The sequence below is a fragment of the Pseudonocardia yuanmonensis genome (assembly GCF_039542425.1).
Taxonomy (GTDB): Bacteria; Actinomycetota; Actinomycetes; order Mycobacteriales; family Pseudonocardiaceae; genus Pseudonocardia; species Pseudonocardia yuanmonensis.
In genome coordinates, this window is record NZ_BAABIC010000006.1 from 180270 (window position 1) to 201142 (window position 20873).

17 protein-coding genes are annotated in these 20873 nt (G+C 74.9%); 7 read left to right on the forward strand and 10 right to left on the reverse strand.

Translation table 11 applies throughout. The annotated features are described in order from the left end of the window. Positions 1–434: 434 nt before the first annotated feature. Both ABD990_RS11030 and ABD990_RS11035 read left to right on the forward strand, forming a co-directional pair. Complete coding sequence (locus ABD990_RS11030) at positions 435–3656, forward strand: alpha/beta fold hydrolase (protein WP_345380247.1); 3222 nt, start codon at positions 435–437, stop codon at positions 3654–3656. Continuing rightward, positions 3653–4600, forward strand: a complete 948-nt coding sequence (locus ABD990_RS11035; protein WP_345380248.1) for an ABC transporter permease — start codon at positions 3653–3655, stop codon at positions 4598–4600. Before ABD990_RS11030 ends, ABD990_RS11035 begins: the two co-directional genes overlap by 4 nt. Position 4601: 1 nt before the next feature. On the opposite strand, the gene ABD990_RS11040 is transcribed toward ABD990_RS11035, so the two are convergent. Together ABD990_RS11040 and ABD990_RS11045 are read right to left on the reverse strand one after the other, a co-directional pair. Further along, a complete protein-coding gene (locus tag ABD990_RS11040) occupies positions 4602–5906 on the reverse strand; it encodes a GAF domain-containing protein (RefSeq protein ID WP_345380249.1) in 1305 nt (434 codons plus the stop codon). A 117-nt stretch (positions 5907–6023) separates the two neighbouring features. Further along, positions 6024–6959: an EamA family transporter gene (locus tag ABD990_RS11045; protein ID WP_345380251.1), complete on the reverse strand. Its 936-nt coding sequence runs from the start codon at positions 6957–6959 to the stop codon at positions 6024–6026. Positions 6960–7031: 72 nt separating this feature from the next. Between ABD990_RS11045 and ABD990_RS11050 the strand changes: the two genes are divergently transcribed. Continuing rightward, positions 7032–7946, forward strand: coding sequence for a LysR family transcriptional regulator (locus ABD990_RS11050; protein ID WP_345380253.1), 915 nt, complete (start codon positions 7032–7034; stop codon positions 7944–7946). Here the strand turns inward: ABD990_RS11050 and ABD990_RS11055 are convergent. From ABD990_RS11055 to uvrB, 3 genes are all read right to left on the reverse strand, one after another. Continuing rightward, positions 7943–8278, reverse strand: coding sequence for an MmcQ/YjbR family DNA-binding protein (locus ABD990_RS11055; protein WP_345380255.1), 336 nt, complete (start codon positions 8276–8278; stop codon positions 7943–7945). The two genes, ABD990_RS11050 and ABD990_RS11055, sit on opposite strands and share 4 nt — an antisense overlap. Beyond that, complete coding sequence (locus ABD990_RS11060; protein WP_345380256.1) at positions 8275–9507, reverse strand: glycosyltransferase 87 family protein; 1233 nt, start codon at positions 9505–9507, stop codon at positions 8275–8277. The genes ABD990_RS11055 and ABD990_RS11060 overlap by 4 nt, the downstream gene beginning before the upstream one ends. Before the next feature lie 133 nt (positions 9508–9640). After that, positions 9641–11836 (reverse strand): excinuclease ABC subunit UvrB, encoded by a 2196-nt coding sequence (uvrB, locus tag ABD990_RS11065; RefSeq protein WP_345380258.1) that lies wholly within the window; start codon positions 11834–11836, stop codon positions 9641–9643. A gap of 82 nt (positions 11837–11918) precedes the next feature. Between uvrB and ABD990_RS11070 the strand changes: the two genes are divergently transcribed. Further along, positions 11919–12449, forward strand: coding sequence for a ribonuclease FAU-1 family protein (locus ABD990_RS11070; RefSeq protein ID WP_425569578.1), 531 nt, complete (start codon positions 11919–11921; stop codon positions 12447–12449). A gap of 87 nt (positions 12450–12536) precedes the next feature. Here ABD990_RS11070 and ABD990_RS11075 read toward each other — a convergent pair whose 3' ends face one another. The 5 genes from ABD990_RS11075 to rpsA form a co-directional block, all read right to left on the reverse strand. After that, positions 12537–13193: a hypothetical protein gene (locus ABD990_RS11075; RefSeq protein ID WP_345380260.1), complete on the reverse strand. Its 657-nt coding sequence runs from the start codon at positions 13191–13193 to the stop codon at positions 12537–12539. Further along, entirely contained in the window at positions 13190–14164 is a 975-nt protein-coding gene (locus ABD990_RS11080; RefSeq protein WP_345380261.1) for an RNA polymerase sigma factor, read from the reverse strand. The genes ABD990_RS11075 and ABD990_RS11080 overlap by 4 nt, the downstream gene beginning before the upstream one ends. 148 nt (positions 14165–14312) lie before the next feature. Next, positions 14313–15512, reverse strand: a complete 1200-nt coding sequence (gene coaE, locus ABD990_RS11085) for a dephospho-CoA kinase (protein WP_345380262.1) — start codon at positions 15510–15512, stop codon at positions 14313–14315. Continuing rightward, complete coding sequence (locus tag ABD990_RS11090; protein WP_345380263.1) at positions 15494–16231, reverse strand: hypothetical protein; 738 nt, start codon at positions 16229–16231, stop codon at positions 15494–15496. Before ABD990_RS11090 ends, coaE begins: the two co-directional genes overlap by 19 nt. Before the next feature lie 177 nt (positions 16232–16408). Then, a complete protein-coding gene (gene rpsA, locus ABD990_RS11095) occupies positions 16409–17878 on the reverse strand; it encodes a 30S ribosomal protein S1 (RefSeq protein WP_345380264.1) in 1470 nt (489 codons plus the stop codon). Between the two features lie 319 nt (positions 17879–18197). Between rpsA and ABD990_RS11100 the strand changes: the two genes are divergently transcribed. From ABD990_RS11100 to ABD990_RS11110, 3 genes are all read left to right on the forward strand, one after another. Next, a complete protein-coding gene (locus ABD990_RS11100) occupies positions 18198–19016 on the forward strand; it encodes a class I SAM-dependent methyltransferase (RefSeq protein WP_345380265.1) in 819 nt (272 codons plus the stop codon). Continuing rightward, positions 19013–20104, forward strand: a complete 1092-nt coding sequence (locus ABD990_RS11105; RefSeq protein ID WP_345380266.1) for a DNA glycosylase AlkZ-like family protein — start codon at positions 19013–19015, stop codon at positions 20102–20104. Before ABD990_RS11100 ends, ABD990_RS11105 begins: the two co-directional genes overlap by 4 nt. A gap of 327 nt (positions 20105–20431) precedes the next feature. After that, complete coding sequence (locus ABD990_RS11110; protein WP_345380267.1) at positions 20432–20857, forward strand: hotdog fold thioesterase; 426 nt, start codon at positions 20432–20434, stop codon at positions 20855–20857. Positions 20858–20873 lie beyond the last annotated feature (16 nt).

Below are 20873 nucleotides of genomic sequence, written 5' to 3' on the forward strand. Positions count from 1 at the left end.
CCCCGACTGTCGCCCCGAGATCACGAGGCGGGTGGGCGGCGGGCCCGGCGCGTCGGGAAAGGCCGACGACCGGGTGACCGCCGGTCGGGGTACTGACCGCCGGTCCGACTCGATCGTGGTGCGGGAGCCGCTGGGGGGCGGGACCCGCTGCGCGGGTGGCGCATGCACCGCAACCCCTGGTCCACCGGGCCATGATCACCTGTCGTGGAGCGTGAGGGTCGCTGAGCGACCTTCCCGCTCCCGACACGACGATCACGAGGTGAACCCGCGAAGGGCGCGGTGCGCCTCGTCACCCCATGACCGGGTACGTGACCAGGGCCGATGGCCTGCCACGCTGCCGGGACCGATCGGATCGGGCGAGACGGACACCTCCGACTGAGAGCGTCCTGAGGCGCCACGCGCGGTGGACCGCTCCACGCGGATACGGTTCCCGGGTGTCCCGCCTGTTCCGCGCCGTCGGCGCGCGTGCCGTCGTGCGCCGGGTCGCGCGCCGCGACGAGCGCCGGCCCGAGCACCCCCGGAAGCGCTCGGTCCTCGGGGGGCGGCAGGTTCGTCGCGCCTCCGCCCTCGGCACCGCCGCGGCCGCGACGGTCGCGCTGCTCCTCCTCACGCCGGACGCCGCCGCGGCCAGCACCACGCCGACCCCCACGCCCACGTCCGCGGACATCCGCACCAGCGACCAGCGGATCGACGTGCGCGGCGGACCGGGCGTGCCCGGCACCGTCTCCCTCGACACCACGCTCTACCTGCCCGGGACCACGCCGGCACCCGCGGTGCTCGTCGCGCACGGGTTCGGCGGGAGCAAGCGGTCGGTCGACACCGACGCCCGGCAGCTCGCCGACCGCGGGTACGTCGTCCTGACCTGGTCGGCGCGCGGGTTCGGCGCGAGCGGCGGCCAGATCGCACTGGACTCCCCCGACCACGAGGTCGCCGACGCCCAGCAGCTCGTCGACTGGCTGGCGCAGCGCCCCGAGGTGCAGCAGGACGGGCCGGGCGACCCGCGCGTCGGCGTGACCGGCGGGTCGTACGGCGGGGCGCTGTCGCTGCTGCTCGCCGGGTACGACCGGCGGGTCGACGCCCTCGCCCCCGTGATCACCTGGAACGACCTCTCCCAGGCGCTCTTCCCCAACGCCGGCGGCCCGACGGACCTGCCGGAGGACACCCCGGCCCGCGGGACCTTCGGCGGCGACGGCGTGTTCAAGCGCGGCTGGGCCGGCGTGTTCTTCTCCTCCGGCTCGAGCGGCACGGGAGGGGCCGGTGGAGCCACGAGCGGCGCGGGCGACGCGACCGGCACCGACGACGGCACCGACGACGGCACCGACTCGACGAACGGCACCGACTCGACGGACGGCACCGACTCGACGGACGGCACGGCCCCGGCCGACGGCAACGGCTCGGCGTCCAGCGCGGCCGGCACCGACGGGTCCACCGGCTCGGCCGGCGGCACCGGCACCGACGGCGACACCGGCACCAGTGGCGGCAGCACCGGCGAGGGCGGTGCCACGGGCGACGGCGGCACCACCCCCACCGCCGGCTCTCTCGCCGCCGCCCTGGGCGCCCGGGCCGGGGGCGGCCTGCCCGCGGCGGCCGTCCCGCCGAACGCCCCGCCCGTGACCTGCGGCCGCTTCACCGCCGAGATCTGCGCGGCCTACACCGAAGCCGCGACCACGGGCCGCCTCTCCCCCGCCACGGAGGCGCTGCTGCGGCGCTCCTCCCCGGTCTCGGTGACCGACCGCATCACCGCGCCGACCCTGCTCGTGCAGGGCGAGCAGGACACCCTCTTCGGGCTCGACCAGGCCGACGCCAACGCCCGCCAGATCGCCGCGCACGGCACGCCGGTGACGCTCGCCTGGTACGCGGGCGGGCACGACGGCGGCTCCCCGGGCCAGGCCGTCCGCGACCGGATCGGCGAGTGGTTCGACTTCCACCTGCGCGGCACCGGTGAGGACCCCGGCACCTCCTTCTCCTACGAGGTGGAGAGCGGGATTCGCGCCGGCCGGACCACCACGACGAGCCGCACCGTCGTCGCCGACGCCTACCCCGGCCTCTCCGGCGCCGCGCCCGTCACCACCCAGGCGCTGCCGCTGCAGGGCGAGCCCCAGGTCGTCGCCAACCCCGCGGGCGGGAACCCGGCCGCGATCACCTCGCTGCCCGGCCTCGGCGGTGCGCTCGGCTCGCTCGGCAGCCGGCTCTCGGCGTTCACCGCCGACCTGCCGGGCCAGTCCGCGCTCTTCACCGGGCCGGCCCTCACCGCGCAGACGGACGTCGCGGGCGCGCCGCGCGTCGACGTCACCGTCTCGCGGATGCCCGGCCAACCCGCCGCCGACGAGGCCGTCCTGTTCGCCAAGGCCTACGAGGTCGGCCAGGACGGGCTGCGCCAGCTGCTGGGCAACGCCGTCGCCCCGGTCCGGGTCGCCGTCCCCGCCGACGGCAGCCCCGCCCGGGTGTCCATCACACTGCCCGGGGTCGTCGCGCCGATCGAGGTCGGCAACCGCCTGGTCGTCTCGGTCAGCACCACCGACCAGGGCTTCGCCTCCCCCGCGCAGCCGGCCGTCTGGCGGATCGGGCTCGCCGAGGGCGCCGCGCTCGACGTCCCGGTGGTGCCCGGCCGGGCGGTGACCACCAGCACGGTGCCGGTGTGGCCGCTGATCGGGATCGGCGTCGTCCTGCTGCTGTCGCTCGTGGGCTGGGTGCTCGCGAAGGCGCTGCGCCGCCGGCGCGAGGTCCCCCCGGCCGGCGCCGCGGACGCCCCGCCGCTGCAGATCAGCGGCCTCGCCAAGACCTACAAGGGCGGGTTCAGCGCGGTGAAGGACGTGTCGTTCACCGTCCGGCCCGGCATGGTCCTGGGCCTGCTCGGGCCGAACGGCGCCGGCAAGACGACCGTGCTGCGCATGCTGATGGGCCTGATCTCGCCCACCGCCGGCTCGATCCGGGCGTTCGGCGAGCCCGTCGGGCCCGGCGCCCCGGTGCTGGCCCGGATCGGCGCGTTCGTCGAGGGTCCCGGCTTCCTGCCGCACCTCTCCGGCGCCGACAACCTGCGGCTCTACTGGGCGGCCACCGGCCGGCCGACCGAGGAGGCGCACCTCGAGGAGGCCCTGGAGGTCGCCGGGCTCGGCGAGTCGGTGCACCGCCGCGTGGGCACCTACTCCCAGGGCATGCGGCAGCGGCTCGCCATCGCGCAGGCCATGCTCGGCCTGCCGGAGCTGCTCGTGCTCGACGAACCGACCAACGGGCTCGACCCGCCCCAGATCCACGCGATGCGGGAGCTGCTGCGCCGCTACGCCGAGGGCGGGCGGACCGTGCTGGTCTCCAGCCACCTGCTGGCGGAGGTCGAGCAGACGTGCACGCACGTCGTCGTCATGCACCACGGCCGGGTCGTCGCGGACGGCACGGTCGACGACATCATCGCCGGCGGCGGCGCGGCCAGCTTCGGCGTCGACGCGCCGGACCGCGCGGTCGAGGTCCTCGTGGCGCTCGACGGCGTCCGCGACGTGGCCGCCGAGGGCCGCCTGGTGCACGCGGAGCTCAACGGCACCCCGCGCGCGTCGGCGGTGCAGGCCCTGGTCGCGGCCGGGATCTCGGTGGAGTCCGCCGGCCCGCGCCGCCGCCTGGAGGACGCGTTCCTCCAGCTCGTCGGAGAGGACACGGCACCATGACGCAGCCGAGCGAGCACGAGTCGCGGGGCGACTGGCTGCACCGGGACGCGAAGTACGCCGACCCGTCGACCCGGAAGGGCCACGTCGGCCTGCTGAGGGCGGAGGGCTCGCCCGCGTCGTCGTACCGGGCGGGCCGGACGCTCCCGCTGCGGGTCGAGCTGGTCCGCCAGCTCAGGCGGCGCCGCACGCAGGTGACGTTCGCGCTGGTCGCGCTGCTGCCGGTGATTCTGTGGATCGCCTTCTCGCTGACCAGCGACGACGGCGCGGGCACCTCGGTCAACCTGGTCGACCTGGCCAAGGGCAGCGGCACCAACTTCGCCGTGTTCGCCCTGTTCGCGACGGCCGGGTTCCTGCTGGTCGTGGTGGTGGCGCTGTTCTTCGGCGACACCGTGGCGTCCGAGGCCTCGTGGTCCTCGCTGAGGTACCTGCTCGCCGCCCCCGTGCCCCGCGCGCGGCTGCTGCGGCAGAAGGCGATCGTGGCCGGGGTGCTGTCCTTCGCGGCGCTGCTGCTGCTCCCGGTGGTGGCGCTCGTGGTCGGCACGCTCGCCTACGGCACCGGCGACCTGGTCAGCCCCACCGGCGAGTCACTGGGCTACTGGGCCGCGACCGGGCGGGCGCTGCTCGGCGGCGTGTACGTGGCGGTGAACCTGCTGTGGGTCGCCGGCCTGGCGCTGCTGCTGTCGGTGAGCACGGACGCCCCGCTGGGCGCGGTCGGCGGCGCGGTGATGACGTCCATCGTCTCGCAGATCCTCGACCAGATCACCGCGCTCGAGGGCCTGCGGAACTACCTGCCGACGCACTACGCCAACGCCTGGTCCGACCTGCTCGCGAGCCGGGTCGACTGGGGCGACATGACCCGCGGCGCCTTCGGCAGCATCACCTGGGCCGCGGTGCTGTTCGCACTGGCGGCCTGGCGCTTCCACCGCAAGGACATCACCAGCTGAGTCAGCGTTCCGCCTCCAGCAGGCCGCGGATGCCCGGTGCCGCCGACCCGGCGAGCACCGTCCCGGCCAGCGGCGGGACGTGCACCGCGACCTCGTCGGCGATCCGGTAGGGCCGGGCGAGCAGCAGCCCGCCCAGCCCCCGCCGCAGCCTGCTCATCTCGGCCCGGACCGTGACCAGGTGGTCCCGGTCGCCGTAGAGGGCGGCGGACAGCGCGCCCGCGTCGAGCCCCCGCGCCCCGGCCCTCGCGAGCAGCACCAGCAGCTCGGCGTGCCGGGTCGAGAGCGGGTGCACCCAGCGCGCCGCGCCGTCGACGACCGCCCGCGGCCGGCCCGCGAGGTCCAGGGTCAGCGTGAGGCCGCCGGACGCCGCCGAGCCGGCGTCGGCCGACCGCAGCAGCCACCCGCCGGGCACCGGCTCGGGCAGGCACAGGCCGACCCCGTGCACCGCCAGCGGCCGGTCGGCGCGCGGGGCGGCGACCCGCTCGATGCTGGGCATCCCGGTGACGGCGGCGACCCAGCCGTGGTCGTCGACGACCAGTCCGGCCCCGGGTACCGCGGACAGCAGCGGGGCCGCGACGCCGCGCAGCGCGTCGAGCCGGACCTCGTGCTGGCGCCACAGGCTCGCCTCGGCCAGCTTCACCGCCGTCCCGACCAGGGCCACGGTCGTCGGGTGGATCGTCTCGGCCGGCCCGCTGACGTCCACGACACCGAGCAGCTCGCCCGTGCGCGGGTCGTGCACGGGGCAGGCGGTGCACGTCCACACGTGGTGGGAGCGCACGAAGTGTTCGGCCGCGAAGAGCTGGACGGGCGCTCCCTCGGCCAGGGCGGTCCCGATCGCGTTGGTGCCGACGGAGGCCTCGGACCAGTCGGCGCCCTCGGTGAACCCGAGCCCGTCCGCCCGGTGCCGCACGCGGTTGGCGCCCTCCCGCCACAGCAGGATCCCGTCCGCGTCCGTGACCACCATGACGTGCCGCGCGTCCTCGGCCACCGAGGTCAGCGCCGCACGCAGCTCCGGCAGGACGCGTTGCAGCGGGGAGCCGGACCGACGCCGCTCGACCTCGTCGGCGGCGAGCGGACCGGCCGGCTCGCCGTGCTCGGGATCGACGCCCTGGGCGCGCACGCGCTGCCAGGACCGGGCGACCAGGGACCGGATCTCGGGCGACGGCGTCGCCCCGGCCAGGACGGCGTCGTGCAGGTGCGCGAGGACCTTCGCGTGCCGGCCGACGTCCGTGCCCGGGCGCACCGCGCACACGCCGCGACCCCCCGGCTGCCCGTTGCTCCCCGGCTTGATCTCCGCGCCCGCCACGTCACCTCCGCCCCGCCCCGGCACGACTCCGGTGCGCGGCCGCGGGGCGACGCGGCACGGCGACGGGACGTGTTCCCACCATAGTTGAGCGTGCTGCGGGACGCGCCGTCCGACAGGTCAGGCCGCGGTGCGCCGATCGCCGACGAGCGGCTCGTCCTCGGTGCCCACGACCTCGTCCGGCGTGGTCCGGGCGGGCCGCGGCGTGCCCAGCAGCACCCCGCCGACGATGACGACGGCCGCCACCAGCTCGGTCACGCTCGGCCGCTCCCCCAGCACCACGGCCGCCAGCGCGATCCCGACGACGGGCACCAGCAGCGAGTACGGCGCGACCACGCCCGCCGGGTAGCGGCGCATCAGCCAGGTCCAGATGCCCGAGCCCACGACCGTCGCCATCACCGAGAGGTAGACGAGGGCGGCGAGGCCGGGCAGGCCCTCGACCGAGAAGGCCGCGCCCAGCGCCGACCAGCCCGCCCCCGGCCCCTCCGTCAGCATCGACGCCGCGAACAGCGGGATCGGCGGGACCACGCACATCCACAGGGTCAGGTGCATCGGCCTGGGCGGCGCCGCGAGCCGGCTGCAGAGGTTGCCGAAGGCCCAGCCCAGCGCCCCGCACAGGGTCAGCAGGACCGGGACCAGGGCGGCGGCCTGGGCGCGGGAGACCGCGATCGCCGCCAGCCCGAGCACCGCCAGACCGATCCCGACCGCCTGCCGCACCGAGAGCCGCTCCCGCAGGAACAGCGCCCCGAGCAGCACCGTGAACGGCGCCGAGGCCTGCAGGACCAGCGATGCGAGCCCCGTGGGCATGCCGACGTCCATCGCCACGAACAGGAAGAGGAACTGCACGGTCCCGAAGCCGAGCCCGTAGCCGAACAGCCAGCGCAGCGGGACCTGCGGGCGCGGCACGAACAGCAGCGCCGGGACCGCGATGACCAGCATCCGCAGGCCCGCCAGGAACAGCGGCGGGAAATGGTCGAGACCGACGTGGATGGCCAGGAAGTTCCCGCCCCACAGAGCGGCGACGAGGACGGCGAGCAGGCGGTGGCGGGCGGTCACGGTTCCCAGCCTGCGGTCCGGTGACCTGGAAGACCAGCGATATGTTCTGAAGAGATCGTGTAGCGTGGCTTCATGGACGTGCAGCGCCTCCGGGTGCTCCGCGAGCTCGCCGACCGCGGCTCGGTCACCGCCGTGGCCCGGGCCCTGCGCTTCACCCCGTCGGCCATCTCGCAGCAGCTCAAGGCGCTGGCGGACGAGGTCGGCGTCCCGCTGACCGAGCCCGAGGGTCGAGGCCTGCGACTCACCGCGGCCGGGCAGGCCCTCGTCGCCGAGGCCGAGCACGTCCTCGCCGCGCTCGCCCGGGCCGAGGCGACGGTCCAGGCGCTGCGCACCACGCCGCACGGCGGGGTGCGGATGGCCGTGTTCCCCTCCGGCGCCCGGATGATGCTGGCCGGGCTGCTGCGCCGGGTCGCGGGCACCGGTATCGACCTGCAGGTCCGCGACGTCGACATGACCCCGCCCGAGGTGCCCGTCCTCGCCGCTGACCACGATCTCGTCGTCGCCCACCGGGACGAGCACGCCGATCCGCTCGCGAGCGGGCGGCACCGCGTGGTGCCGCTGGTCCGGGAGCCCCTCGACGTCGTGCTGCCGCCCGGGCACCCGCTCGGCCGGCACCGCCGGCTCCGACTCGACCAGCTGGCCGGCGAGCCGTGGATCAGCGTCAACGTCGGCTGGCCGGTCGACGACGTGCTGCGCTCGCTCACCACCCGTACCGGCACCCGGCCGCGGGTCGTGCAGCGGATCAACGACTTCGCGGTGACCGAGGAGCTGGTCGCCGCCGGGGTCGGCGTTGCCCTGCTGCCCCGCTGGTCGACCGACGACCGGGGCGGCCGGCGGTTCCTGCGCCGCCCGCTCGCCGGGGTCCGGGCCGCCCGGCTGATCGAGGTCGTGATGCGGGAGAGCGTGGCCGAGCGGTCGGCCGTGCGCACGGTGGTCGACGCGCTCCACGCGACGATCGCCGAGACGACCGGCGCGGGGAACCCCTAGGGGCGCTTGCTCTTCGGCAGCCTGGCGACGACGGCCTCGTACGACTCGTCGACCAGCTCGCGGAGCTCCTCGTCCGGCACCGTGCCGTCGAGGGGGACGACGTTCCAGCCGTAGCGGCCGATGTACGGCGACACCGTGACCGCCCCCGGGTAGCGCTCCCGCAGCTCCGCGGCCTCGTCCGCGTCCCGCCCGCACTTCAGCCCGACGCCCTCGCCGCCCAGGAACGCGAAGATCTTGCCGCCGACCTTGGCCACGAGATCGCCCTCCCACGGCTCGTCGGGCTCCGCGCCGGGCTTGCCCAGGGCGTAGGCGGCGATCTCGTCGTGGTTCACGCCCGGTCGACCTCGGCGGGCCGCCGCGAGTAGTACCGCCAGGCGACGGCCAGCAGCGCGATCGCGACGATCACGTACGTGGCCCCGACGACCTGCTGTGCGGCGTTCCACCCCAGCTCGACCTGGTTGTTGCCGGGCAGCCAGCGGAAGGGCGCGACGAAGAACGCGACCAGCAGCACCAGCTCGACGGCGATCCAGCCGGTGCGCCGGGTCCGGGCGGCGTGCGCGCCCACCGCGACGACCGCCGGCGCGATCCACACCCAGTGGTGCGACCAGGAGGTCGGCGACACCAGGAGCATGAACGCGGCCATGGCGGACAGCGCGATCGCCGGGTCGGCCCGCCGGACGGTCGGGACCAGCAGGACCAGCAGGACCACGGAGACGACGACCCAGATCCCGGTCAGCAGCGGGCCGTCGACCCCCCACCGCGCCACCACCGCCTGGATCGTCTCGTTCGTGTAGAACACCGAGCCGCTGACGCCGGCCGCCGGGCCGCCGAACCAGTAGGCGGCCGACGAGTGGGCGTCGACCAGGAAGCCGAGCGCGGTCGCGGCCGCGGCGGTGACGACCGTGACCACGGCGGCCCGTAGGTCCCGGCGCAGGAGGAAGAACAGCACGAACGCGGCCGGGGTCAGCTTGATCGCCGCGGCCAGCCCGACGAGCAGCCCGCGCGGCCAGCGGGTGCGCGGGGCCAGGCAGTCGATCGCCACCAGCGCCATGAGGACGAGGTTGACCTGCCCGAACTCGAACGTCTCGAGCACCGGCTCGATCCACAGCAGCACCGGCAGCGCCAGGAAGGCGACGGACACCGCCCCGCTCCGGCCGCCGGCGGGCCAGGCCCGCAGCGCCGCGAGGTAGAGCGTGACCGCGAGCGAGGCCAGTGAGAGCGCGAAGAGCAGCACCCACGCCGGCGTCCACGGCAGCAGCGCCAGCGGGGTGAGCACCATCGCCGCGAACACCGGGTAGATGAACGGCAGCGCCAGCCCGGAGATCGTGGGCGGCAGCGGGCCGTACATGTCGCCGCCCTCGAGCCAGGTGCGCACGCCGAGCCGGTACACCTCGAGGTCGATGTGGTAGCCGTGCGTGTGCACGAGCATGCCCGCGACGGAGATCGCCAGCAGCGGCAGGCTCAGCTTCAGGGTGCGCGGCGACGCCACACGCGGCCGGATCCGCCGGACCACCTCGCCCAACTTCCCGGCGGCGCCAGGGTGGGTGTGGGAGAGGGTCACGCGGTCCTCCGGCTCGTGCGTCGAAACGGCGCCCACCGTAGCAACGCGCCGGATCGCCCCGGCAACGCGCCGGATCTCCGAGGCACGCCCCCGCCGTCGGGACCCGCCGGGACCGGCCGCACCGCGCCGCGGCTCAGCTGATCCCGGCCGCGTCCATCCCCCGCAGCTCCTTCTTCAGGTCCTGGATCTCGTCCCGCAGCCGGGCGGCCAGCTCGAACTGCAGGTCCCGGGCCGCGGCCAGCATCTGGTCGTTCATCTGCTGGATGAGGTCCGCCAGCTCCGCGCGCGGCATCGCCGTCGTGTCGCGGCCCGCGACGATCCCCGAGCTGCCCCCGGACGTGCGGCCCGGCTCCCCCGCCGCGCGCTTGCCGCGGGAGGCGTTGCGCCCGGACCCGCCGACGGGCACCTCGGAGTCCTCCGCCTCGCGGTAGACCTGGTCCAGGATGTCGGCGATCTTCTTCCGCAGCGGCTGCGGGTCGATCCCCTTCTCCTTGTTGTAGGCGATCTGCTTGGCCCGGCGGCGTTCGGTCTCGTCGATCGCGTGCTGCATCGACTCGGTGACCGTGTCCGCGTACATGTGCACCTGCCCGGACACGTTACGTGCCGCGCGGCCGATCGTCTGGATCAGCGAGGTGCCGGAGCGGAGGAAGCCCTCCTTGTCCGCGTCGAGGATCGCGACGAGCGACACCTCGGGCAGGTCCAGGCCCTCGCGGAGCAGGTTGATGCCGACCAGCACGTCGTACTCCCCGAGCCGGAGCTGGCGGAGCAGCTCGACCCGGCGGAGCGTGTCGACCTCCGAGTGCAGGTACCGCACCCGGATGCCCAGCTCGAGCAGGTAGTCGGTGAGGTCCTCGGCCATCTTCTTGGTCAGCGTGGTGACCAGGACCCGCTCGTCCCGCTCGGCGCGCTCGCGGATCTCGCCCACCAGGTCGTCGATCTGGCCCTTGGTGGGCTTCACGACGATCTCGGGGTCGACCAGGCCCGTCGGGCGGATGACCTGCTCGACGAACTCGCCGCCGGTGCGGGACAGCTCGTACGGGCCCGGGGTGGCCGACAGGTAGACCGTCTGCCCGATCCGGTCCGCGAACTCCTCCCACGTCAGCGGACGGTTGTCGACCGCCGACGGCAGCCGGAAACCGAACTCCACCAGGTTCCGCTTGCGGGACATGTCGCCCTCGTACATGCCGCCGATCTGCGGCACGGTGACGTGCGACTCGTCGATGACCAGCAGGAAGTCGTCCGGGAAGTAGTCGATCAGGGTGGCCGGTGCGGTGCCCGGGCCGCGACCGTCGATGTGCCGCGAGTAGTTCTCGATGCCGGAGCAGAACCCGACCTGGCGGATCATCTCCAGGTCGTACTGGGTGCGCATGCGCAGCCGCTGGGCCTCGAGCAGCTTGCCCTGGTTCTCCAGCTCGGCGAGCCGCTCCTCCAGCTCCTTCTCGATGTCCCGGACCGCGCGCTCCATCCGCTCGGGCCCGGCGACGTAGTGCGTGGCCGGGAAGATCCGCACGGTGTCGACCTGCTTGACCACGTCCCCGGTCAGCGGGTGCAGGTAGTAGAGCGCCTCGATCTCGTCCCCGAAGAACTCGATCCGGATCGCGAGCTCCTCGTACGCCGGGATGATCTCCACGGTGTCGCCGCGCACCCGGAAGGTGCCGCGGGCGAAGCTCAGGTCGTTGCGCGTGTACTGCACGTCGACCAGCAGGCGCAGGAACGCGTCCCGGTCGATCTCGCCGCCGACGTCGAGCTTCACCGAGCGGTCGAGGTACGACTGCGGGGTGCCCAGGCCGTAGATGCAGGACACCGACGCGACGACCACGACGTCCCTGCGCGACAACAGGTTCTGCGTGGCGGAGTGCCGCAGGCGCTCCACGTCGTCGTTGATCGAGGAGTCCTTCTCGATGTACGTGTCCGTCTGCGCGATGTACGCCTCGGGCTGGTAGTAGTCGTAGTACGAGACGAAGTACTCGACCGCGTTGTTCGGGAGCATCTCCCGCAGCTCGTTGGCCAGCTGCGCCGCGAGCGTCTTGTTCGGGGCCATCACCAGGGTGGGCCGCTGCACCCGCTCGATGAGCCACGCCGTGGTGGCCGACTTGCCGGTACCGGTGGCGCCGAGCAGCACCACGTCCTGCTCGCCGCGCTTGAGCCGCTTCTCCAGCTCGTCGATCGCCGCCGGCTGGTCGCCCGCGGGCTCGTACTCGCTGACGACCTCGAAGTGCCCGCCGGTGCGCTCGATCTCGCCCACGGGGCGGTACTCCGAGTGCGCGAGCGGGACCTCCGCCTCGCCGCCCTCGCGTGCGCTGCCGGGAACCTCTGTCGCGAATGCCACGGTCCCAGGGTACGAGCGACCCCCGACAGTTTCCCGCCGCCGAACCCCCCGCGGGGACCGTTCGTCGGGCAGGATCGGCGGCGTGCACCCGCCGAAGATCCAGACCTTCGACGTGCCCGCCGCCGTCAACGTCGACAACAAGGGCTTCCGCCGGGCGGTGGCGGAGTACCGCCGCACCCCCTTCGGCCTCTACATGAGCCGCGAGGTCGTGGGCCGGGCGTCGGCGTACTGGATCGAGTCGTGGCTGCTGCCCGGGCTGGGGCTCGTGGTCACCGACTGGCGGTGGAACCCGGGGCACGAGCGGGACCAGGACTTCTACCTCGACGTCGCCCGGATCGAGCCGGGCGAGACCACGTGGCGGACCACGGACCTCTACCTCGACCTCGTCGTCCGGCGGGGCCGGTCGACCGAGGTGCTCGACGTCGACGAGTTCGTCGAGGCCGTCGCGGCCGGGCTGATCGACACCGCGACCGCGCAGTGGGCGCTGCACCGGTGCCACGAGACGGTGGCCGCGCTGGCCGCGCACGGCCACGACCTCGACGCCTGGCTCGCCGAGCACGGCATCGCCCTCACCTGGCAGGGGCCGGACGAGGCGGTCCGGCCCGCGGGCTGACCGGGGCCCGCCGCCGCCCGGCGACGCCGCGGGCCCGGGGTCGGGCGGGGCGGCGTCGGGCGGCGCGCGGGTCCGGGCGGCGCGAGGTCAGGCGATCAGGGCGGCCAGCAGGCCCTGCTGCTCGGCGGTCGTCGTCGAGGTGGGCGACGTGGTGGTCGTGCGCGTGGTCGTGCTCGTCGTCGACGTCGGGGCCGCCGTGGCCGTCTCCGTGGGGTCCGGGTCGCCCTCGCGCGTCGGCCTGGTCGTCGTCGGCCTCGGAGTCGTCGTGGTCGGCTTCGGCGTGGTCGTCGTGGTGGTGACCGGCGGCGGGACCACGACCACCGACGGGGCCGGGGCGGGGGCGACCGGCTGCGGCGTGGTGGTGCGGGTGCGCGGCGTGGTCGCGCGCTTCGTCGTCGTGGTCGGGTCCGGCTCCGCGACGGCCTGGGGTGCGACCACGGGGGCCGGGGCCACCGTGGTGGTGGTCACGGGCGGCGGCGTCGTGGTGGGCACCTGGGCGACCGGGGCGACGACGACGGGCGCGGGCTGGGCGGCCGCGGTCCCGATGGCGGTGACCCCGCCGAGGGCACCCACGGTCAGCACGGCGGCCGCGGCGGCGCCGCTGGCCCGGTTGGCCGCACCGGCCCGCCGGATCACGTCCTCGATCGCGGGCAGGGTGACGCCCGCGGCCAGCTCGTCGTCCAGCCGGCGGAGCTCGTCCGCGCCGCGCCCCTCCGACCGGGCGTACTGCACCGGGTTGGTCACCGGGCCTCCTCCTCGTCCGTGCCGTCCTGCCTGCTGCTGCTCGTGCTCGGGTCCGTGCGGGTGCCCGTGCTGTCGCTCGTGCGGCCCTCGTCCGCCCTGGCGTCGGCGCTGTCGTCGGCGCTGTCGTCGGCGCTGTCGTCGGCGCTGTCGTCGGTGCTGTCGTCGGTGCTGTCGTCGGCGCTGTCGTCGGTGCGCGTGATCGCTCCGGCGTCCGGGTCGCCGTCGGACCCCGTGGCCCACTCCGCGCGCTCGAACTCGCGCGCGTCCGATCCCGCCCCGCGCAGCGCGGCGCCGTCGTCGGGCACCGGCCCGGACACGGGGGCCGCGTACTCCGGCGACGGAACGGAGTCCGCCGGATCCGGCGGCAGCAGCGGGACGGCCCCCAGCCCGGCGAGGCCCTCCTCGAGCAGGCTCCCGACCCGGTTGAGCCGTGCCTGCACCGTGCCCGGCGCGACCCGCTCCAGGGCCGCGACCTCCCGCACGCTCATCCCGGCCATGTGCACCAGCACCGCGGTGCGGCGCTCGTCGACCGGGACCCGGGCGAGGGTGCGCAGCACGGCCGCGGTGCGCGGGTCGAGGCCCGCCTGCTCCTGCACCGGGGCGCCGCGCAGCCCGAGCCGCGCGGCCAGCCGCCGCCAGGTGCTCGCCGAGGAGCGCACCGCCACCCGGCGCACCCACGCCTCCGCGTCCCCCTCGCGGATCTCCGACCAGCGCCGCCAGGCGCGCGAGTAGGCGTCCTGCACCAGGTCGTGGGCGGTCCCGGCGTCCAGGGTGATGGCGAACAGCTGACCGACGAGCCGCGGGTAGTGGGCCTCGAGATGCGCGCCGAAGTCCGCGCGCAGCCCGCTCGGCGCGGCCTGGGCGAGATCACGCTCGACGACGGAGCCGTCCGCGGCGGTACTGGCGCCCGCGCTCTCCGCCGCGCCCTCCGGACCGGCCGGAGCGGGCTCCTGGTCGACCTGTGCGCTCACCCTCCGCCCCTTCGTCGCCCGGGCCTGCCGTCACTGCACGTGCGCTCGACCGCGCGCAGCGTCACCCGCCCTCGCGGTCCTGATCGCGTATCGCGCGGACTCTGTCCCCCGTTACAGCGAACCCCCGCCCGATTTACGCCCGATCAGCCTAGTACGGCGGCGACCATCCGGACGACGCGGCCCACCGCTCGGCACGCGACGCCGCCGCGTCGAACCACGGTTCCTTGCGCTCGACGTACCGCGACGCGTCCGGGTCGCCGGCGCACTCGGCCGCCGCCGCCCGCTTGACCTGCAGGTACTCCTCGCGCGCCGCGTCGTCGGCCCGCAGCCAGTCCCGGAACAGCAGCGCGAGGCGCCACCCGGGAGAGTCCCGGACCCGCACGTGCAGATGCACCCGCTGCTCCGGGTCGGCGCCGGCGTAGTACCGCTTCCGCCAGTGATCGGGTTCGGGGTCGGCAGGCTTCGGGTTGTCCCGGGTGATCTCCGGGAGCCGGATCAGCGCGATCGCGCGGAGCGGCTCGTCGAGCGCGTCGGCGTCGTCGAGCGAGGTGACCGCGAGCTGCAGGTCCGTGATGTCCTTGGCGGGCAGCCCGGGCACGGCGGTCGACCCGATGTGCTCCACGCCCAGGCCGCGCTCCCCCGCCACCCGGGCGACCCGGGCGGCCAGCCGCGCCCCCCGGTCGGCCCAGCCCGGCTGCGGCTCGACGAGGACGGGGGTGCCCCCGCGGACCGCCCGCCCGAGCCGCACGTTCTCCTCGAAGGGCACCAGGCGCTCGTGCCAGAGCCGGTCGACCCGGGCGCGCAGCTCCTCCTCGGAGCCGTCGTTGTCCAGCACCGCGTCGGCGACCGCGAGCCGCTCGGCGTCCGACGACTGCGTGGCGATCCGTGCCCGGGCGTCCTCCTCGGTCATCCCGCGGCTCTCCACGAGCCGACGCACGCGCAGCTCGGCGTCCGTGTGCACGACCACGACCAGCGGGAACCGGGTCGCGTTGCCCATCTCGACCAGGAGCGCGGCGTCGTGCACCACGACGGCCCCCGGCCCGGCGGCCGCGACCAGCTCGGCCTGCCGGCGGGCGATCAGGGGGTGGGTGATGCCGTTCAGCACGGCGAGCTTGGCGTCGTCGCCGAAGACGATCGAGGCGACCCGCGGCCGGTCCATCTCACCGTCCGGTCCCACGACCTCGGGGCCGAACGCCTCGGCGACGCGCTCGAGCCCCTCCGACCCCTTCGCGACCACCTCGCGCGCGATGAGGTCGGCGTCGACCAGGACCGCACCCAGCTCCACCAGCCGCCGCGAGACCGTCGACTTGCCCGCCCCGATCCCGCCCGTCAGCCCGATCTGCAGCACGGGGTGACCGTACCGGCGGCGGCGACCGGGGCCACGGAGGTCGGCGCGGTGGTGGTGGAGGGTGCGACGGCCGGGGCCGGCGGCGTGCTCGTCTCCGGCGGGGCCGGCTGGGTGGCGCCGTCCTTGGGCAGGACGCGCAGCGCGAGGTCGACGAGCCGGTCGACCGGCGCACCCGGGGCCCGCGCGGCGGCCGGCAGCACGAAGGTCAGGGTGTCCACCCCGTAGACGACGGCGAGCACCGTCTCCGTGCCCCGCTCGACCGCGACGGCCGGCGCGGCCCCGATCGACAGGTCGCGCGACTGCCCGTCCGACCGCTCGGCGTTGGTGTTGAGCTGCCACTGCCGCTTGGCGGCCGCGGCGTCCGTGTAGCGCCCGATGTTGATGTCCAGCAACGTGTTCCCGCCGCCCGGGCCGCTGGCGGAGTACCGGCAGCCGATGCGCTCGGTCCGGCCGACCGACGGCTCCGGGACCCCGCGGATGGTGCGCAGCGCCGTGGACCCGATGGGGCGGGCGAAGAGGGCCCCCAGGTCGTCCGGCGCGAGCAGCGTGCCGCAGTCCTCCGGAAGGGCGATCTTCGTCGGGGACGAACCCGACCCGGCCGCCGCCGACTCGGTGAAGGTCGGGACCGGCAGGGCCTCCTCGCCGGTGGCGGTCGAACAGCCGGTCAGCACGCCCAACCCGAGGGCGAGCACCGCCACGAAACGCCCCCCGGAACGCATGAGATCGAACCTAGGCCGGATCCAAGATCGTTACACGTGGCGCGCCCGGCCCGTCACGGAACGCAGCCCGATCGTGATCCCGGCGTCACCCGTGGGAGTACCCGGAGACGCCGAACGGCCCCGGTCCAGGGGACCGGGGCCGTTCGTCGAGCCGTGCCTCAGGCGCTCAGGCCGGGATCACGCACCGCCGGAGAGCTTCTCCCGCAGGGCCGCGAGCTGCTCGTCGCTGGCCAGCGACCCGCCGCTCTGCGCCTCCTGCGAGGGCCCGCCGCCGGAGGAGTAGTTGGCGGCACCGGTGTCGGCGCCGGCCTCCTCCTCGGCCTCGGCGGCCTTGCGGATCTGCGTCATGTGCTGCTCGTAGCGCTCGTGGGCCTCGGCGTACTGCTTCTCCCAGGCCGCCCGGGCCTCCTCGTAGCCTTCCTTCCACTCGCCGGTCTCGACGTCGAAGCCCTCGGGGTAGATGTAGTTCCCCTGGTCGTCGTACTCCGCCGCCATGCCGTAGCGGGTGGGGTCGAACTCGGTGTCGACCGTCATGCCCTCGTTGGCCTGCTTCAGCGAGAGCGAGATGCGGCGCCGGTCGAGGTCGATGTCGATCACCTTGACCATCGCGTCGTCGCCCACCTGGACGACCTGCTCCGGGATCTCCACGTGGCGCTCGGCCAGCTCGGAGATGTGGACCAGGCCCTCGATGCCCTCCTCGACGCGGACGAACGCGCCGAACGGCACCAGCTTGGTGACCTTGCCGGGGACGATCTGGCCGATCGCGTGGGTCCGGGCGTACAGGCGCCACGGGTCCTCCTGCGTCGCCTTGAGCGACAGCGAGACCCGCTCGCGGTCCAGGTCGACGTCGAGGACCTCGACCGTGACCTCCTGGCCCACCTCGACGACCTCGGACGGGTGGTCGATGTGCTTCCAGGACAGCTCGGAGACGTGCACCAGGCCGTCGACGCCGCCGAGGTCGACGAACGCGCCGAAGTTGACCACCGAGGAGACGACGCCCTTGCGCACCTGGCCACGGGCCAGCTGGTTGAGGAACTCGCTGCGGACCTCGGACTGGGTCTGCTCCAGCCAGGCGCGGCGGGACAGGACCACGTTGTTGCGGTTCTTGTCCAGCTCGATGATCTTGGCCTCGATCTTGCGGCCGACGTACGGCTGGAGGTCGCGCACGCGGCGCATCTCGACCAGCGAGGCCGGCAGGAAGCCGCGGAGCCCGATGTCCAGGATCAGGCCGCCCTTGACGACCTCGATGACGGTGCCCTCGACCGGCTCGTCGGCCTCCTTGAGGGCCTCGATCGTGCCCCAGGCGCGCTCGTACTGGGCGCGCTTCTTGGACAGGATCAGCCGGCCCTCCTTGTCCTCCTTCTGGAGGACGAGGGCCTCGACGAACTCGCCGACCTCGACGACCTCGGCGGGGTCGACGTCGTGCTTGATCGACAGCTCCCGCGAGGGGATGACGCCCTCGGTCTTGTAGCCGATGTCGAGCAGGACCTCGTCACGGTCGACCTTGACGATGGTGCCCTCGACGATGTCGCCATCGTTGAAGTACTTGATCGTCTGGTCGATGGCGGCGAGGAAGTCCTCCTCCGACCCGATGTCGTTGACGGCGACCTGCGGCGTGGTCGGGGCGGCGGTGGTGTCGGTGGACATGTAGTGGGGTGCTCCGGTGGATGTCTTCGGTAGTGGCCGCGTCACGGGCGGCCGGTCGTGGATGTAGCCGTGACTGGATGATGCGTGGAACAGTCACCTTCGATCGTCGATTCCCCGGGCCACGTCCGCGCCGGACCCCCTCGCGCACCAGCTCGAGTCGGTACCGCACACGTTGACCACGGGTACGGACCATGCTACGCGGCACCCGATCAGCGGGGCAATGCGGGTCCCCGGTGCGGAACTGGGACGATCCGGGGCGTGAGCTGCACGTGTCGGGTGGATCGATCATGAACGCGCCGGCGGCCCGCCGGGGCCGGCGATGAGCGCCGAGGAGGTCCTCGGCACGGCCGGGATCGCGCGGCGCGCGGTGGGTGCCGCGGAGTCCGAACGGGCCAGCCGCGCCTGGTGGGACGCCGACGCCGCGGACTACCTCGCCGAGCACGGCGCGGACATCGGCGAGGCCGAGTTCGTGTGGTGCCCCGAGGGCCTGCACGAGGCGGAGGCCGGCCTGCTCGGGGAGGTCGCCGGCCGCCGGGTGCTGGAGGTCGGGTGCGGCTCGGCGCCGTGCTCGCGCTGGCTGCGGGCGCAGGGAGCGAACCCCGTGGCGCTGGACCTGTCCCGTGGCATGCTCCGGGCCGCCGCCGCGCTCAACGCCCGCACCGGGATCGACGTGCCGCTCGTCCAGGCCGGCGCCGAGCACCTGCCCTTCGCCGACGGCTCCTTCGACCTCGCCTGCTCGGCCTTCGGCGCGGTGCCGTTCGTCGCCGAGCCGGTGCAGGTCATGCGCGAGGTGCACCGGGTGCTGCGGCCGGGCGGGCGCTGGGTGTTCGCGGTCAACCACCCCATGCGCTGGATGTTCTCCGACGACCCCGGGCCGGACGGGCTGACCGTGACCCAGTCGTACTTCGACCGGACCCCGTACCTGGAGGTCGACGGCGAGGGCCGGGCGACGTACGTGGAGCACCACCGGACGCTCGGCGACCGGGTGCGCGACGTCGTCGCGGCCGGGCTGGTGCTCGACGACCTCGTCGAGCCGGAGTGGCCCGACGGGTTCGACCGGGTGTGGGGGCAGTGGTCGCCGCTGCGGGGCGAGCTCTTCCCGGGCACCGCGATCTTCGTGACCCACCGGCCGGCATGACCGCCGTGCGGGTCACGTGGCGCCAGGTCACGCGCTGGCGGGCCGGGCGGCAGCTGCTGACCCGGCCCGAGCCCGACCCCGTCGAGATCGCCCGGCGGCTGACCGGGATCCACGCGCAGGTCGCGTCGAGCAGCGTGGCGATCGCGGCGGTGCGCGGCGGGGCCGGCGGCGGCTCGGCCCTCGACGGGCCGCTCTGGACCGACCGGACCCTGGTCCGGACCTGGGCCATGCGCGGCACGCTGCACCTCCTGCCCGCCGACGAGCTGGGGCTGTGGACCGCCGCGCTGACCGACCGCGAGTCCCGGCGCCGCTTCCCGCCCTCGTGGGAGCGCGAGCACGGCGTGTCCGGCGAGACGCTGCACGCGATCACGGCGGCGATCGGCCGGGTGCTGGGCGCGGAGCCGGTCGTCCGCGCGGAGCTCGTCGAGCGGGTGTGCGCGGACCTCGGCCGGCCGGAGGTGGCCGGGCCGATGGCCGTGAGCTGGGGCGCGCTGCTCAAGCCGGCGGCCGCCCGCGGGCTGCTCTGCTCGGGCCCGGACGGCACCTTCGTCTCCCCCGCCGGCTGGCTCGGCCGCCCGCTCGACGAGTGGCCGGCCGCCGAGGCGAACGAGGCGGTCCTGCTCCGCTTCCTCGCCGCCAACGGCCCCGCGACCGCGGCGGACGTCGCGCGCTGGTGGGGCGAGCAGCCCGCGCCGGCGAAGCGCTGGATCAAGGCGGCCCCGGTCCTCCCGGTCGAGGTGGAGGGCGAGCCCGGGTTCGTGGTCCGGGCGGAGGACGCCGACGAGCTGGCCGCCGTGCCGGCCGCCGGGGAGCACCCCGGCGACGGCCCCTTCCTGCTCCCCGGCTTCGACCCGTGGGTGATCGCGCCGCGCAGCCATCGCGAACGGGCGGTCCCGGAGGGCCGGGAACGCGAGGTCAGCCGCACCGCCGGATGGATCTCGCCGGTCCTCGTCGTCGACGGGCGGGTGGCCGGGGTGTGGGAGCGCACGGACTGCGGCCCGGTCACCGTGCGCGCCTTCGGCCCGCTCCCCGCCGCGACCCGGAAGGCCGTGGCCGAGCGCGCCGGCGCCGATCTCGTCTGGGCGTGAAGGCCAGGTCAGCCCGGGCGCGAGGCCGCACCGGGCTGGACGCGCAGCGGGCAGCGATGCGTCGTGCGCCGTCCACCAGGCCCCCGCCTCGCCACAGACGGTCGGAGACGACGGCGCCCCGCCGCCCCGGGTCGAGGCGGTCCGGATCCGGGCGGCGTCGTCGAAGGGAGGCCGGACGACCAGGCATTGATCATCTTTCGTGGACGCATGCAGTCGAATCTCGACCGTCCCCGTCCACGAACGGTGATCAGGGCCCGAGGCCCGGGCTCCCCGTCGTGTGCCTCCTGCCCCCTCAGCTGGTCGAGGCGCACGGGTTAGGGTCCGACGGTGCCGATCGACGCCTCCCAGCTCCCCTCCCTGCACGGCCCCACGAAGGCGGGCCAGCTGAACGACCGGATGGGGATCGAGATCCTCTCCGCGTCGCTGGAGGAGGTGCGCGGCCGGATGCCGGTCGAGGGCAACCGGCAGCCCTACGGCCTGCTGCACGGCGGGGCGAGCGGGGTGCTGGCCGAGACGCTGGGCTCGGTGCTGGCGGCGATGCACGCCCTCCCGGAGCGCTTCCCGGTCGGGCTCGAGCTGGCGTGCACGCACCACCGGGCGGCCACCGAGGGGTACGTGACGGGCGTGGCACGGCCCCTCCACGTCGGCCGGAGCACCTCGACCCACGAGATCGTGCTGACGGACGAGCAGGGCCGGCGCACGTGCACCGCGAAGCTCACCTGTCTGCACCGGGACACCGAACCCCGCGTCTGACACGGCGAACGGCGCT